The 15088-nt window shown below is 71.5% G+C and carries 12 protein-coding genes and 1 pseudogene; 10 read left to right on the top strand and 3 right to left on the bottom strand.

Going from position 1 to position 15088, the window contains the following annotated elements; genetic code table 11:
• Positions 1 to 236: 236 nt before the first annotated feature.
• The 4 genes and pseudogenes from ACFYU9_RS19295 to ACFYU9_RS19310 all read left to right on the top strand — a co-directional run bounded on the left by ACFYU9_RS19295 (position 237) and on the right by ACFYU9_RS19310 (position 5652).
• Entirely contained in the window at positions 237 to 866 is a 630-nt protein-coding gene (locus tag ACFYU9_RS19295; RefSeq protein ID WP_389207345.1) for a response regulator transcription factor, read from the top strand.
• 163 nt (positions 867 to 1029) lie between these two features.
• Complete coding sequence (locus ACFYU9_RS19300; RefSeq protein WP_389345480.1) at positions 1030 to 3048, top strand: VWA domain-containing protein; 2019 nt, start codon at positions 1030 to 1032, stop codon at positions 3046 to 3048.
• A 7-nt stretch (positions 3049 to 3055) separates the two neighbouring features.
• Positions 3056 to 3631, top strand: a pseudogene (locus ACFYU9_RS19305) (DUF4255 domain-containing protein); the annotation flags it as partial.
• A 17-nt stretch (positions 3632 to 3648) separates the two neighbouring features.
• On the top strand, positions 3649 to 5652 hold the full coding sequence (locus ACFYU9_RS19310) for an ATP-binding protein (protein ID WP_389345481.1): 2004 nt from the start codon (positions 3649 to 3651) through the stop codon (positions 5650 to 5652).
• Positions 5653 to 5664: 12 nt separating this feature from the next.
• Here the strand turns inward: ACFYU9_RS19310 and ACFYU9_RS19315 are convergent, their stop codons facing one another.
• Together ACFYU9_RS19315 and ACFYU9_RS19320 are read right to left on the bottom strand one after the other, a co-directional pair.
• Positions 5665 to 6096, bottom strand: a complete 432-nt coding sequence (locus tag ACFYU9_RS19315) for a hypothetical protein (RefSeq protein WP_389345482.1) — start codon at positions 6094 to 6096, stop codon at positions 5665 to 5667.
• A 5-nt stretch (positions 6097 to 6101) separates the two neighbouring features.
• On the bottom strand, positions 6102 to 9290 hold the full coding sequence (locus tag ACFYU9_RS19320) for a hypothetical protein (protein WP_389345483.1): 3189 nt from the start codon (positions 9288 to 9290) through the stop codon (positions 6102 to 6104).
• A 315-nt stretch (positions 9291 to 9605) separates the two neighbouring features.
• Here ACFYU9_RS19320 and ACFYU9_RS19325 point away from each other — a divergent pair, with 315 nt between their 5' ends.
• The 4 genes from ACFYU9_RS19325 to ACFYU9_RS19340 are packed head-to-tail and all read left to right on the top strand — an operon-like array spanning position 9606 to position 12265.
• Positions 9606 to 11174 carry a phage tail sheath family protein gene (locus ACFYU9_RS19325; protein WP_389207354.1) on the top strand — a complete coding sequence of 523 codons (1569 nt, stop codon included), beginning with the start codon at positions 9606 to 9608 and terminating at the stop codon, positions 11172 to 11174.
• A 13-nt stretch (positions 11175 to 11187) separates the two neighbouring features.
• Positions 11188 to 11631: a phage tail protein gene (locus tag ACFYU9_RS19330; protein ID WP_389207356.1), complete on the top strand. Its 444-nt coding sequence runs from the start codon at positions 11188 to 11190 to the stop codon at positions 11629 to 11631.
• Positions 11631 to 12125, top strand: coding sequence for a hypothetical protein (locus tag ACFYU9_RS19335; protein ID WP_389345484.1), 495 nt, complete (start codon positions 11631 to 11633; stop codon positions 12123 to 12125). Before ACFYU9_RS19330 ends, ACFYU9_RS19335 begins: the two co-directional genes overlap by 1 nt.
• Positions 12122 to 12265, top strand: a complete 144-nt coding sequence (locus tag ACFYU9_RS19340; RefSeq protein ID WP_389207359.1) for a DUF6760 family protein — start codon at positions 12122 to 12124, stop codon at positions 12263 to 12265. The genes ACFYU9_RS19335 and ACFYU9_RS19340 overlap by 4 nt, the downstream gene beginning before the upstream one ends.
• A 749-nt stretch (positions 12266 to 13014) precedes the next feature.
• Here the strand turns inward: ACFYU9_RS19340 and ACFYU9_RS19345 are convergent.
• Positions 13015 to 13152, bottom strand: a complete 138-nt coding sequence (locus ACFYU9_RS19345) for a hypothetical protein (protein WP_389345485.1) — start codon at positions 13150 to 13152, stop codon at positions 13015 to 13017.
• Positions 13153 to 13717: 565 nt separating this feature from the next.
• Here ACFYU9_RS19345 and ACFYU9_RS19350 point away from each other — a divergent pair.
• The gene (locus ACFYU9_RS19350; RefSeq protein WP_389345486.1) at positions 13718 to 14635 is read left to right on the top strand and encodes a hypothetical protein; all 918 of its coding nucleotides are present in this window, start codon (positions 13718 to 13720) and stop codon (positions 14633 to 14635) included.
• Between the two features lie 10 nt (positions 14636 to 14645).
• Positions 14646 to 15086 carry a phage tail protein gene (locus ACFYU9_RS19355; RefSeq protein WP_389207363.1) on the top strand — a complete coding sequence of 147 codons (441 nt, stop codon included), beginning with the start codon at positions 14646 to 14648 and terminating at the stop codon, positions 15084 to 15086.
• Positions 15087 to 15088: the final 2 nt, after the last annotated feature.

Here is a 15088-nt window from a genome sequence, read left to right on the forward strand (position 1 = left end):
AGGGGCCCGACCGTGCGGCAGCGACCAGGGAGGAACACTTTCGGGCAGAACCCGTGCCCTCGCGACGGTTCTGTTTCCGCCGGGTTGGGTAAGAGCATTTCCAAGCCACCTGACGATGTGTGAGGTTGACGTCGGCAGGCGTTGCCTGCGTTCTATCGCGTTCTCACGCTTGCGACCGAGCACACCGGGGGGTCCCGGTGACACCGGCTCGGTGGCATTCTCCGGGGGGAGAGATCATGGAGCGGACAGCCGTGGCACTGCGGGCCCAGGACCCGATTTCCCAGGCGGGGGTGACGAGTCAGCTCAGGACCCGGCCCGAGGTCCTGGTGACGGACTGGAGCGCGGACGCGGATCCGAAGCCCGAGGTCGTGGTGCTCGTCGCGGACGCCGTCGACGACGAACTGCTGCGCCTGTTACGGCACATCAGGCGCACCAGCACCGCGCGGACCGTCCTCGTGACGCGGGACATCGACGAACAGAAGCTGGTGGCCGCCGCGGAGTGCGGGGTCGCCGGGGTCATCCGCCGCGCGGAGGCGACCCCCGACCATCTGGTGCAGGTGATCGGAACCGTCGCGAGGGGCGCCGGGCACCTGCCCTCCGACCTGGTGGGGCGCCTCCTGGAGGAGGTCGGCCGGCTCCAGGGACAGGTCCTCGCGCCGCGCGGGCTGCACTTCACGGGGCTCGCGGCGCGCGAGGTGGACGTGCTGCGCCTGGTGGCGGAGGGGTACGACACGGCCGACATCGCCGCGAAGCTGTCGTACTCGGAGCGCACCATCAAGAACGTGCTGCACGCGGTGATCACCCGGCTGCAGCTGCGCAACCGCTCGCACGCCGTGGCGTACGCCATGCGCCAAGGCCTGATCTGATCGTTCGTCATGCCGCTACCGGTGTTTGCCCGTTGGGGCACTTCTTCTTCCCTCGGCGGGGACGGGCAGGCCGTGACATCCAGGAGTGACGGGTGGATCCTCGCGTGGTCGCAATGGACGCGACGGACGCACGGATCGTAGGCGAGGCGTAGGGAGCTGCACTGTGCGCTGGTCACCGCCGTTCCGGTGGAACGGGGAACCGCGACGGGGGCGGATCGCCGCCCTCGCGCTGCTACTGGTCGCCGCCGGGACGGCCGGCACCGTGCCGGCGCTCCGCCCGGCCCAGGACGTGCCGACGGATCCGGTGACGCCGGCCGTCGTCACCGCGGAGCTCGCCCCGGGCCAGTCGCTGCCCGTGAGCAAGCAGGTCCGCACTCCGCCGGTGCCGCCCAGGCCCGAGGTGGTGCTCCTGGTGGACGGCACCGGAAGCATGGGCGACGCCATCGCGGACGTACGCGGCGGCCTGCCGCAGATCGTCCAGAAGGTGCGCGACGCCCAGCCGGACGCCCGGTTCGCCGTGGCGACCTACGGCGACCAGCTGGGCGACCCGCCGAACGCCGGCTTCAAGGTGACCGCGCCGCTCACGCAGGACGACAACGCGATCCAGGCCGGGGTCAACGCGCTCGACGACACGATGGGCGGCCCCCCCGGCCCGACCGAGGACTTCATCAACGGGCTGTGGAACGTCTCCCAGGGCGCCGACGGCCAGACGGTGTTCCGCGAGAACTCCAGCCCCGTCGTCGTCCTCATCGGCGACGCCTCCAGCCACAACCCCAGCAACGGGCACACCCTCGAGGACACGATCGCCGCCCTGCAGGACAAGAACGTCCGCGTGGTCGGCGTCGACGTGGACACGAAGATCGGCGACGGCCTCGACGGCACCGGCGACGCGGGCGACCCGGGCTACCAGGACCACACCACTCCGGACAACGCCACGCACATCATCGAGGCCACCGGCGGCACCAAGCTCTCCGGGATCGTGCCCGACCAGGTCGCCGAGGCCGTCGTCCGCGGCCTCACCAACCTGCCCACCAGCGTGGGTCATCAGCTCACCGCCTGCGACCCCGGGCTGACCGTGGCACTCGACCCGCCGGTGCGGGACGTGGTCAGCGGAGAGGTCGCCGGCTTCGACGAGACGATCACCGTCCATCCGGACGCGCCGCAGGGACGCACGCTGACCTGCACGGTCGAGTTCCTGCTCGGCACGCGGCCGCCGAACTCGCCGAACCTCGGTCCCGCGGCCGCCGCCGACCCGGCGTACACGGAGTCCATCTCGATCACCGTGAAGGACGTGACCGCGCCGGTCGTGACCGTCGACGACCGCACGTCGCGGGCGATCTCGGACTCCGGCGTCCGCGTGGACTACACGGCGACCGCCGAGGACCCGCAGGACGGTCCGCTGACGCCGCAGTGCACCCCGGCGTCCGGGTCGCTGTTCCCGGTCGGCGAGACCACGGTCACCTGCACCGCGACCGACAAGGCGGGCAACACCGGGACCGACACGGCGGTCGTGCGGGTGCTGCCGCCGCCGGTGCCGCCGTCGGCGGACCTCGCCGTCACGCTGCGCCTGGCCCCCGCCCGTACGTACACGGGCCGCGCCACCGTCGCCACGTACACGCTCACCAACGCCGGCCCCGACACGGCCCGCGGCGTGGTCCTCGGCACCACCTGGCCGGACTCTCCGAGCCGGCAGCTCGGCGCCGTCGGCCGCTGCACCGCCGCCGCACCCTGCTCGATCCCGCCCGGCGGGCGGCTGACGGTGACGCAGACGGCGGTGTACGGGGCGGCGCTCACCGGCGACGTGCGGGGCAGCGTGCGCGGGATCCTGCTCGACCCGAGGTACGGCAACAACACCGCCACCGCCCGGCTGCAGGTGCTGCAGCCGCGGCTCGACGTCACCCCGGGCGTCGTCCGCCCCGGCGAGACCGTGGTGGTGCGCGGCGCGGACTATCCGCCGGGCGAGAGCGTCCGCCTGGTGTGGTCCGTGGGTCTCACGGCGGACACCTCCCCGGTACGGGTCGGCCCCGACGGCACCTTCGAGGCGCAGGTGCTCGTCCTGCGCCGGGACCGGCTCGGACCGCGGCTGCTGTGGGCCGAGGTGCCGCGGCTGCCGCGGCTCGAGGCCCCGGTGCTCGTCGTCCAGCACGCCCTGCAGCCACCGGACTTCGCGGAGCGGGGGTGACGGGCCGGTGATCCACGAGGTCGACGACGTGCTGCGGTCGCTGATCCGCGCCGAGGTCCTGGGCGGCGGCCAGGTGGCGGTGGTCTTCGACGCGCCCACCCGCGAGTGGGCGGCGAAGGTCAACGCGCCGATGGTCAACCTGTATCTGTACGACATCCGCGAGGACATGAGGCGCCGCTCACGCGGCCTGCACAACGAGTACGACGAGCGGGGCACGGTGATCGCCCGGCACCGCCCGCCCCGCTTCTTCAAACTCTCGTACCTGATCACCGCCTGGACGAAGCGCCCTGAGGACGAACACCGGCTCCTCTCCTCCCTGTTGGCCTGCCTGCTGCGCTACGACGCGCTGCCGCCGGCCCGGCTGACCGGCACCCTGGAGGAGATCGGCGCCCCCGTGCCGATGTCGATCGCGCTGCCGCCGCCCGAGGACCGGTCCTTCGCGGACGTGTGGAGCGCGCTCGGCGGCGAGCTGAAGCCCTCGCTCGACCTGGTGGTGAGCGTGCCGCTGACGGCGTCGCCGCGGTACGAGGTGGGTCCGCCGGTCGGCGAGGAGGGCCTGAGCGTGCAGGTCGACGAGAAGCCTCGTGGAGGAACGGCCGAGTGACGAAGGAACTACTGTCCCGTGCACAGGAGTTGGAGCTGCGGATCCGCCGCGCGGTGGAGGCGCGCCGGGCGGTGGACCCGGATCCGGACGACGCGTTCCGGGGCCTGTACCTGACGGAGGAGGCGGTGGAGCGGCTGCTCGCGGGCCCGCGCGTGCTGCCGTCGGAGCCGGTGCCGGCGCTGCCGCACGAGGGCCTGCTGGCAGGGCTGGCGGAGGAGTTCGGCCTGACGCCCCTGGACGTGGAGCTTCTGCTGATCGCCCTTCTGCCGGACCTGGACGACCGCTTCGAGTCGTTCTACGGCTACCTCAACGACGACGTGACACGGCGGCGGCCGTCGACCGGGCTCGCGCTCGGGCTCTGCGGGGTGCCGGCGGCGGACCGGGAGGCGCGGGCGCGGCTCGGCGCGCGGGCGCCGCTGCGGGCCGGCGGGCTGCTGCTCGTGGAGGACCTCGACCGGCCGTTCCTGAGCCGTGCGCTGCGGGTCCCGGACCGGGTGACGGCGCACCTCCTGGGCGACGACACGCCGGATCCGCGGCTGGCGGACGTACGGGCCCCGTGGGAGGCCGTGCCGGGGGTGGGCGACCCGTCGGCCCTCGCCCGGGCCCTGGACGACGGGGTCCGGCTCGCATACCTCCAGGAGGAGCAGGGCGGCGGCGCGGGTACGGCCCTGGCCGCGTCGGCGCTCACGGCGGCGGGCCGGGCGGTCCTCGGCGTCGACCTGGCCCGGCTCGCGGAGGACCCGGCGCCGGCGGAGGCGATCCGGTCACTGGTGCGGGAGGCGCGGCTGACGGGGGCGGGCCTGGTGGCGGCGCCGCTGGACGCGGTGGCCCGGGAGCGGCCCGGCCTGCTGCGGGCACTGACGGAGGCGCCCGTACCGCTGCTCCTGGTGGGCCGGATGCCGTGGGACGCGGGCTGGTCGTCCGGTCCCCCGCTCCTGGTGCGGGCGCCGCGGGTGGAGCCGGAGGCGAGGGCGGAACTGTGGGAGCGGAGCGCGGGCGTCCCGGTGCCCCTGGACATCCCGACCCTCCTGTCCCCCTTCCTCCTCACCCCGGAGCAGGTCGTCCGCGCCGCCCGTGCGGCGGTCCAGACGTCCGGTCTGGAGGGCGGCGAGATCACCGCCGACCATGTCCGGGCAGGCGCCCGCGCCCAGAACGCGGCCGGCCTCGACCGCCTCGCCCGCCGCATCGAACCGACGGTCGGCTGGCCGGACCTGGTCCTCCCGCCCGACACCGCGGTGCAACTCCACGAACTCACGGCGCGCGCCCGTCACCGGGACCACGTCCTGGGCACCTGGTCGATGCGGCCGGGCGGGGGCCGGGGCCGTGGTGTGGCCGCCCTCTTCGCCGGCGACTCGGGCACAGGAAAGACGATGTCGGCGGAGGTGATAGCGGCGGACCTGGGCCTGGACCTGTACACGGTCGACCTGGCGACGGTCGTGGACAAATACGTAGGAGAGACGGAGAAGAACCTCGAACGCATCTTCACGGAGGCGGCGGGCGTGAACGGCGTCCTCCTCTTCGACGAGGCGGACGCCGTCTTCGGCAAACGCTCGGAGGTGAAGGACGCCCACGACCGCTACGCGAACGTGGAGTCCGCGTACCTCCTCCAGCGCATGGAGTCCTTCGACGGCCTCGCCATCCTCGCCACCAACCTCCGCGCCAACCTCGACGACGCCTTCACCCGCCGCCTCGACCTCATCGTCGACTTCCCGGTCCCGGACGCCCCTCAGCGCTTGTTGCTGTGGGACCGATCCCTGGGCCCGCACCTGCCGCGGGCCGGCGACCTGGACCTGGAGTTCTGCGCGGAGGCGTTCGAGCTGGCGGGAGGAAACATCAGGTCGATCGCGGTGACGGCGGCGTATCTGGCGGCGGAGGCGGGTGGGGAGCTGACGATGCGGATGTTGATCCACGCGGTGCAGAGGGAATACCAGAAGCTGGGGCGGCTGACGCTGGAGTCGGAGTTCGGGCGGTACGCGGAGTTGCTGCGGGCGAGCGGGTGACATCGCCACCTGTCATGCGGGCGGCGACGGCAGCTCCGGGGGCAGGGTCGGGAACCTGGGATCGGCGAGCACTCGACCGATCAGCTCGACCTTCTTACCGTCGGACACCATCCGCAGGATCCTATTCAGAGCTCTTTGAATGACGTAACAAGAGCGGTGCTCAAACCGAATTTTCACGTCGCCCCAACCATCGCCCACAAGACAGAGCCGATACGAACCCAGAGGGTCCCCTCCCGGATACCACCCCAAGTCGACGAACCATGACGCGGTGTCCACGCTCCAGCCTTCACCGGTGAACACTATCTGCTGAATTGAGAGAATATCCTCACCGCGATAGGATTCCGTCTCTTCACGACTCGGAGGGTCATCTTCCGGAAACTCGACGAATCCATTGAATATCACGGCCCAACCGGCGGGAATCCGCAGAGGCATCAGCGCACGCACAGCAGTCAGCCCCTCGCTCGCCTTGGATGAGAGTGCACCGAGCCCGGCTTCTTGGAGGCTTCGGGGTTCGCCGGATCCAGATCCGTGATCTCGGCGCGCAGCCAGAAGGCTGCTTCCCCGCCGTCCCAGCCGACCTGGATGCCGAACTGCTTGAAGGCGTGGAAAGTTCCTCCCCCCTGATATACGCGCTCCCCGTTCAGAAGGGTGTCGCGTTCCAGCTCCTTCACCTGCGGCTCCTTGACGGAGAATGCGAATTGCGCGTTGTCCTTGCTCGACTCACGCCGCTGTTTGTCATCCGTGCCCTGCCAATGCTTTCCTCCCGAATAGAGACGCGGCGGAACATGCCTTGCTCTGTTCACCGCCTCCTTCCACTGCTTCTCCTTCTCCTCCTTCGACTCCGCCTCCGGATCGAAGTCCTTGGCGTCATTGCGCGAGGCGTAGCTCTTACACGCCTCACGCAGCGGATCTAGCTCGCGCTTGACATCTTCCTCGTCCTCGTTCGGGCCAAACAGCTCGATCGCGACGATCGCGTTGCCAGCAAGCGTCACGATGTGCTGCAACTCCGCGATCTTGGCCGCAGTCCTCCCCGACGGGTCGTCCACGCCCCGCAATGCGTTGATCGTGTCATTCGCCTTGGATTGGATCTGCTCCGGAGTCGACGCCATCAGCAGGCGCTTCGGCGGCACGAAGATCAGGTGGTGCAGCCGGCCCTGCATGTGGAAGGGGATGCGAACCGTGCCTATGCGGCTCTTCTCGCCCTTCGTGCCTCCGGGTCGCTGACGTCCGCTCTTGTCTGCTACGACCTTCGACTTGAGCTTCTGCCAGAGGGCCTTGCCCTTCCTCACGATGAAGTCGACCAGCTTGTCGATCGCCCTGTTCACCGGCTTCGCCACCGACTGGAACACCGACTTCACCTTGTTCGCCAGGTTGCCGATGCCCAGCAGTGACGCCAGGAAGCCGATCAGCAGCGGGACGCTCGCCGCCAAGGCGCCCTCGACCATCTTCGGGACGCCCGCCGCGCCGCCGTTCGCGATTTCGATGACCGCGTCCAGGACCGAGTTGACGAACGCGGCGATCTGGGAGCCCTGGTTCACCACGAACGAGACGATGTCGATGATGCCCTTGACCGCGCGGACGAAGGCGGAGGCGGGGTTCAGGAGCGAGAGGATCCACGTGATGCCGGCGACGATGACCGTGGGGATCAGGTATTCGGTCAGCTTGGAGAGGATCGTGGACTTGAGGTCGCCTACCTCCGCCTCGATCTCCTTCACCGCGCCCGCCGGGCCCTCCCTCGCCAGGGACTGGGCGATGGGGAGGGAGGACTCGACCGCGGTCATGGCCTGGTCGGGGACGCCCTTGCTGGTGATGCGGGTGCGGAGGTTGGCCCAGGTGAGGCCGAGGAGGGAGGTGATCAGGGAGATGATGCCGCGGAGGTCGAACCGTTCCGGGAGGGTCAGGCCGGCCTTGGTCGCCGTGCCGAGGAGCCAGGAGACCAGGCCCTTCTTCAAGTGGTCGGCGATGTTGGAGACGAAGAGGTGGAGGCCGGCGCCCACCGCCCGCACCAGGTTGCCCAGGAAGCCGATCGGGTCCTTGATGATCTTCATGATGGCCGAGGCGGCCTTGGCGAGGATGCCGAGCAGCAGGTTCTTGAGCTCGTTGATCGTCTTGATGACGCCGACGATCGCGTCCTTCGCCTTGTCGATCAGGCCCTTGTTCGCCTCCTGGAGCTTCTTGATCTCCTCGTCGACGGCGTTCAGTGCCGCCGTGTACTTGTTCGCCAGGTCCTGGACCAGTTGCTGGGACTTCTCGTTCACGGACGACTCGAGGTCGTCGAACTTTCCCGCGAAGTCCTTCGCCGCCTCCTCGCCGAACTGCCTCAGGTCCGACGGGAGTTTGTCCACCTCCGCCTTCAGCTCGGCCCGGCCCTGCGCGATCCTCGTCTTCGCGCGGCCCAGTTCGGCCCCGATCAGGTCGGCCACCGACGAGATGACCGCCTGCATCTTGGACACGTACAGCTTGCGCGACTCCTGGTAGAGCTGGTTCGCCTCCGACGGCAGGCCGGCGAACTTGTCCTTCACCCACTTCGCCTTGCCCCAGAATCCCGAGTAGCGCTTGGACTTGTACTTGTCCATGCGGGACTTCTGGTCGGCCATGAAGGCGTCGCGCGCCGTCTTCTCCCCGGCCGTGAAGGCGTCGTCGACCTTCTTGTCGAGGCCCGTCAGCGTCGCCTCGACGTCCTTCTTCGTCGCGTCGAAGACCTTCTGCAGCTTCCCGGTGACCTCGGCGCGCTTCCGTTCGTCCTTCGACTTCGTGTCGCCCTTGCCGCCGTCGACGGACTTCCCGGCCGCCGCCCGGGTCGCGGTGAGCGCGTTCATGGCCTGGGCGCCGGCCGCCGCCGCGCCCGCCTTCGCCGTGGAGAGCTTCGCCTGCTCTCCCGCGCGGGCCTTGCCCGGCGCCTGCGCCGAGTCGGCCTCCGCCGTCTTCTTCGCCTTCAGGGCGTCGTCGAACTCCGGCTCGTTGCTCTTGGCGAGCTGCTCCTCGGTGACCTCGGCGTCGGCCATCGCCTTGTCGTTGGCGGCCGGGCCCGCCGAGAAGTCCGTGACGGCGGCCGGCTGCTTCTCCGGCACCGCGTCCGCCGCGTTCGGCGCGCCCGGGTTGCCCGGCGGGTGGTCGGGAGTCAGAGGGGTGACCGGTTTGTCCTTCGCCGCCGAGGTGTCCGGCGGGGCCTTGGTCGTCGTCTCGATGTCCTTGGCCGAGGCGCTCTTGCCGTCCTTGACCTTCCCGTCGACCTCGCCCTTGACCTTGTCGGCCTTTCCCGACTTCGAGAACTTGTCCGCCTCGTCGAGGTTCTTCGGCGCCTGCGCGTCGATCGCCTTGTTCACGGCCTCGATGAACGCGGCCTTGTTGAACTCCCCCGGCTTCGCCGCGTTCATCTTCTCCGCGTTCGCGGCCTTGCCCTGCGCCTCCTTGTCGTCCGGGGGCGCCACCGCCGCGTCCTGCGCCGACTTCGACTCAGTGGCGGCGGGCGCGTGGGCGGCCAGGGTCCGCTTCTTGGCGGCCACGTCGGCCCCGACCCGGCGGAACCCGGGCGCGGCCGAAGGCGGCGTCTTCACGGGGGCGGTGTAGCGCTGTGCCACGAGCCGGGCCACGGCCGCGTTGCCCGCCGCACCCTGGAGCCGTTGGAGATTCCGCACCCCCAAGTCGCCTTCGGGAGCGGCGCGTTCGGAAGGCACGCGGTCCGGGTGCCGCGTCTCGGGCTGCTTCTCCGGGACCGACTTCATCCGTCCTCCCGGGGGCCGTGGCGACGGCAAGGCGGTGCCGTCGGCGTACGCGGTCCCGTCAGCGTGCCGGGGCCGGCCGCACCGCACCCAGGCCGTGCGTGCGGACGAGCGGACCCGGCGCCTTGCACGATCGGGCAGCCCTCGGTGCCCGCCCGGCGGCCCTCCCTCCGTTCCCGGTGATCGTCCGCGTCAGAAGAATGGCCGTCATTCCAGGAGGGAGCGCGCCGTATGCCGTCGTACCTGTCCCCCGGCGTCTACGTCGAAGAGGTCGAATCGGGGTCCCGGCCCATCGAAGGGGTGGGCACTTCGGTCGCCGCCTTCGTCGGTTTCGCGGAGAAGGGGCCGTTCGACGAGCCGACCCTGATCACGAACTGGACCCAGTTCGTGACCCGGTTCGGCGGCTTCGTCGAAGGAACGTACCTGGCCCGCTCCGTCTACGGCTTCTTCGCCAACGGCGGCGGGATCTGCTACGTCGTACGCGTAGAAGACGGGACCGGGGCCAGTGCCGGAACCGCAACCGGAACGGCCCCGGAAGCGGCAGCGGCGCAGCAGCCCGCCGCCGTCACCGTCGGACCGTATGCCATCACCGCCCGCCCCGGCGTCACCGGCCGGATCAGCGTCGAGATCGCGGACGTCGAGGGCGACGACCCGCCGTCCGACGCCTTCCGGCTGATCGTGCGGCGCGACGACGAGGTCGTCGAGACGTACCCGTCGGTCACCACCAAGCGCAGCAAGGAGAACGTCGTCACCCGGGTCAACGCCGGCTCGGCGCTGATCGAGATCGCCGAGCCCGGCACCGGCGCCGCGCCTGCCCGCCCCGCGACGCAGACCGCGACGCTCGCCGTGCCCGCCGGCGCGCCCGGCGCCGCACCGGTGCCCACCGGGTCGCTGACGCCCGACGTGTACGTGGGCGACGCCGACCGGCGCTCCGGCCTCGGCGGCCTGGAGGCGGTCGAGGACGTCACGATGGTGGCCGTGCCGGACCTGATGAGCGCGTACGAACGCGGGCTCATCGACCTCGACGGAGTGATCGCCGTCCAGCAGGGCCTGATCACCCACTGCGAGCTGATGGGCGACCGGGTCGCCGTGCTCGACCCGCCGCCCGGCCTCAGCCCCCAGGAGATCCACACCTGGCGCACCGAGCGGGCGAACTACGACTCCAAGTACGCCGCCCTCTACTACCCGTGGATCGGGGTGGCCGACCCCTCGTCGGGCCGGATCTCCCTCGTCCCGCCGAGCGGCCACATCGCCGGCGTCTGGGCCCGCAACGACAGCCAGCGCGGCGTCCACAAGGCTCCGGCGAACGAGGTGGTCCGCGAGGCCGTCGCCCTCGCGACCCAGCTCACCAAGGGCGAGCACGACCGGCTCAACCCGGTGGGCCTCAACTGCATCCGCGCCTTCCCCGGTCGCGGCATCCGCGTCTGGGGTGCCAGGACGCTCGCCTCCGACCCGGCCTGGCGCTACCTCAACGTCCGCCGGCTCTTCAACTACCTGGAGGAGTCGATCCTCGCGGGCACCCAGTGGGTCGTCTTCGAGCCCAACGACGACGCCCTGTGGTCCCGGATCCGCCGGACGGTTTCGGCGTTCCTGGTCAACGAATGGCGCAAGGGTGCCCTGTTCGGCCTCACCCCGGACGAGGCGTTCTACGTCAAGTGCGACCGCGAGACGAACCCGCCGGAGAGCGTGGACCTGGGCCAGGTCATCTGCGAGATCGGCGTGGCGCCGGTCAAGCCCGCCGAGTTCGTCGTCTTCCGCCTCTCCCAGCTGACCAGCGGCTCTGGTGCCGTAGACGAGTGAGGAGTAGTACGCCGTGCCCCTTCCCGATCTCGACAGTTCCGTCGGTCATTCCTTCGGCCTCGAGTTCGACAGCGTCGTCATCAAGCAGATCACCGAGGTCAGTGGTCTGAAGATGGAGCAGGACGTCATCGAGCTGAAGCAGAACACCGCCGACGGCAAGTACGCCATCAAGAAGCTGCCCGGCCGCCCCAAGGCGGGCGAGGTCACGGTCAGCCGCGGTCTCACCGAGGACAACAGCTTCGAGAGCTGGGTCAAGGAGTCCCGCTTCGGCAAGATGATGGGCGCCCGTCGCCACGGCGCCATCATCGTGTACGACTACGAGGGCATCCCGATCAAGCGCTACAAGCTCATCAACGCCTGGCCGAAGTCCCTGGAGATCGGCACCCTCAAGGCCGGCGACACCTCGGTCCTCACCGAGAAGCTGGTGATCACGTACGAGAGCATGGAAGTCGAGTGATGCGTCGTACCTCGACGAGCGCACCACCGCGCGCCGCCGCCCCGGCCCCCTCGTCCGGAAGCTCCGGAACCTTCGGAAGCTCAGCAAGCTCCGGAAGCTTCGGAGGGGAGGCCGAAGGCGGCGGCATGCGGACCGAGTTCGCCTTCCGGCTGCCGCGCGGGTACGTCGACGACGCGGGCACCGTCCACCGCGACGGCGTGATGCGCCTGGCGACGGCTCGCGACGAACTCGTACCGCTGCGCGACGACCGGGTCCGGGAGAACTCCGCGTACCTGTCCGTGGTCCTCATCTCCCGCGTCGTGACGCGGATCGGCGCGGTCGACGACATCCACCCGGGCGTCATCGAGGACCTGTTCGCCTCCGACCTCGCCTTCCTCCAGGACTTCTACCGGCGCATCAACGCCGAGGGCCACACCCGGGCCGCCGTCACCTGCCCGTCCTGCCAGGAGGAGTTCGCGGTGGACCTCGCCGGTGGGCGCCTGGGGGAATCGTGACGTACGCGGCCGACCGCCTGTACGAGGAGGTCGCGTACCTCGCCTACCACTTCCACTGGCCGCTCGATCAGCTCCTCGACATGGAGCACCAGGAACGTCTGAGGTTCGTCGCCCAAGTGGCCCGCCTCAACGGAGGATGAGGGGGAAGGGCACCGATGGGTCTGTTGTCCTGGCTGCGCGGAGGCGGCGACGGGGAACGTGCGCGCCGGCACGAGGCGGCGGCTCCGCCGTCGCCGGAACCGGCCGCCGCGTCCCGCGAGGACCGTTTCGACATCCCTGAACTCCCGCCGCTCCAGCGTACGTTGGCCCCGCCGGCGCTCGTCACCGACCCGACCGCCTTCGAGGCCGCCCTGCCGACCCGGCAGACGACCGCGTTCACGACGCCGCTGGGGCACGCCGTGAGCGCGGAGGCGCCGAGCGGGGTGGTGCACGGCGTCACCACCCCGGTCCGGGGCTTCCCGGCGCCGGAGCCGTCGGCCGTGACGGCGCAGCTGACGCGGCAGCCCGCGACGGAGCTTGCCGTGACCGCTGCGGCCGCTCCGGGTTCTCCGAGTGCGCCTTCGGCCGCTGCGGTACGGGCGGAGGGCGCGCCGGGCGCGCCGACGCCAGTCACATCGACGCTGGGCACGACGACGCCGGAGGCGGTGGCGCAGCGGTCGGATTCAGTGCCTCCCCCGGCTGCAGCGGCCTCTCCGGCCCCTACGCTCCCTCCGGTCACTCCGGTCACTCCGGTCACTCCGGTCACTCCGGTACTGGGGGAGAGTGCGCCGCCGTCGACGCTGCCGCCCGCGACCGTCGCACGCGAGCCGGAGGAGCCGGTCGCCCGGCCACCGCTGGCGCCGAGGTCCGTCGTCCAGCGGGCGGCGGAGAGCGCCCCGACGCCCGCGCCTCAGCCGTCCCTGACCTCCCCGTCGTCCCAGGCGCCGTCGACGCCGGTGCGGCCGGCGAGCCCGCAGCAGACGGCGGCTCCGGATCCGGTCGTCCAGCGCTCGGAGTCCGGTCCCGAACCGACTCCTGAGATCCGCACGGAGGCGGAGGCGCCGCTTCCCGAGGCACCTCCTGAGGCACCCCACGGCACCCCTCCCGAGTCGCCTTCCGAGGCCCCGCCCGGGGAAGAACCGCCGACGCGGAGCCTGCTGGGCGAGCGGGAGCCCCTCGTCGAGCCGCCCGTCGAGCCCTCCTCGGAGCCGTCCGCTCCGGAGGCCGGGACCTCCCCGATGCCACCGGTCCAGCGGTCCGCCGCGGGCACACCGAACCCGCCCCGCACGCCCTCCGTGCCCTCCGTGCCCTCCGTGCCCTCCCTACCGTCCGTTCAGCGCACTGCCGGACTGGGCGCACCCCTGCCCGCGCTCCCACCCACGGCTCGCGCCGAGGACGCGCGGACGGCACCCTTCGTGCAGCCGGTCCAACGGACGCCCGGGCTCGGCGCGCCCCTGCCCGCGCTGCCGCCCACGGCCCGCAGCGAGGCCGCCGCCCCGACGCCCTCGCCGGCCGAGGGCCCCGCGGCGGCAGCGGCTCCTGCTCCGGTCCCCGCCCCGCCGTCGCCGTCACCGTCGCCGTCACCGTCGCCGTCACCCGCGCCCTCGCCGCCGGTGCAGCGGACCGAGGCGCCACCTCCGGCCGAGGCCCCGCACGTCCAGGACGTCCAGGAAACCCAGGTCGTCGAGGTCCACCAGCCCTCCCCCGACCCCGTGGCCCCGCTCCTCGGCGAGCGCCCGCTGTCCCTCCGTACCGTCGAGAGCACTCCTCCGGCGGGCCCCGTCCAGCGGACCTCGACCGACACCCCGGCGCCCTCCCCGGCCGCGACGTCCGAGCCCACGCCCGTGCCCGTGCGCTGGGTGACCGGGCCCGAGACGGTCCAGCGCGCCACGCGACACCCGGTGACCCGGGCCGAACCCGGCGCCCCGCACGCACTCGTGCAACGGAGTACCGCGGCGCAGGCCGCACCGCCCCCCGCGCCTGCCGCCGCGCCGTCCTTCCTGCCGGGCTCCCGTGCGGCCGTGCCCGGTCATGGGTCGCTGCTCGACGCCGGTGCGGTCGCGGTGGCCGCCGGGGTCGCGCAGCGGATGGCCGACGGGAGTGTGGTGTTCACGCCGCCGTCCGCGGCTCCGCACGCCCCGTCGCTGCCGTTCGCGTCGCAGTCCTCCGCTCCGGCGCCCTTCGCGGCGGCGCCGGCGGCTGTCCCCTCGTACCCCGCCACCCCTGTCGTGCACCGCCTCCCCGTCCAGCGCGAGGTCACCGCCGAGGAGCCTCCGCCCCCGGAACCGGAGCCCGCTCCCCCGTCCGCTCCGGCGGAGCCCGCTCCCCCCTCCGCCACCTCGGCGACTGCGGCTCCGGCGGAAGCGTCCGCCCCCGGTCCGGGACCCGGCCACCAGCCGCAGTCCGCGCACCAGACCCCGCCCGTCACCGACGAGTTCGTCCGCGCCCTCTACCCTCCGCTCGCCCGCCTCCTCAAGGCCGATCTGCGCCTGGAGCGCGAGCGGGCCGGCTTTCTGATCGAGAAGAGGTGACGTCACGGTCATGACCACCCCCGACCGCGGCGACGACCCCGCCGTCAGCGTCTGCTTCGTCGTCACGATCGACGAGATCGAGCTCGGTTCCTTCAACACCTGTGAGGGGCTGGGCTGCGAGGTCGTCCTGGAGACGCGCGAGGAAGGCGGCAACAACGGCCATGTGTGGCAACTGCCCACGCGGCTCAAGTACTCGAACGTGAAGCTGTCCAGACCGCTGACCCGGGAGACCGAGAAGGTCGCCCGCTGGTTCGCGAGCATGACCACCGGTTTCACCCGCAAGACCGCGCACATCGAGGCCAGGACCGGGGACGGCCGGAAGGTCGCCCGGTGGGGTCTCCTCGAGGTGGTGCCGGTGCGCTGGACCGGTCCGTCCTTCTCGCCCGAGTCGCCGAAGGTGGCGATCGAGACGATCGAGATCGCCCACCACGGCTATGTGATGGAGGGCTGAGC

It is taken from the genome of Streptomyces sp. NPDC004327, from assembly GCF_042873935.1.
GTDB lineage: Bacteria > Actinomycetota > Actinomycetes > Streptomycetales > Streptomycetaceae > Streptomyces.

Excerpts from the sequence above, each read along its gene's own strand:
- ACFYU9_RS19325 (WP_389207354.1), top strand. The coding sequence starts at position 9,606 with ATGCCGTCGTACCTGTCCCCCGGCGTCTACGTCGAAGAGGTCGAATCG.
- ACFYU9_RS19295 (WP_389207345.1), top strand. The coding sequence starts at position 237 with ATGGAGCGGACAGCCGTGGCACTGCGGGCCCAGGACCCGATTTCCCAG.
- ACFYU9_RS19355 (WP_389207363.1), top strand. The coding sequence starts at position 14,646 with ATGACCACCCCCGACCGCGGCGACGACCCCGCCGTCAGCGTCTGCTTC.
- ACFYU9_RS19335 (WP_389345484.1), top strand. The coding sequence starts at position 11,631 with ATGCGTCGTACCTCGACGAGCGCACCACCGCGCGCCGCCGCCCCGGCC.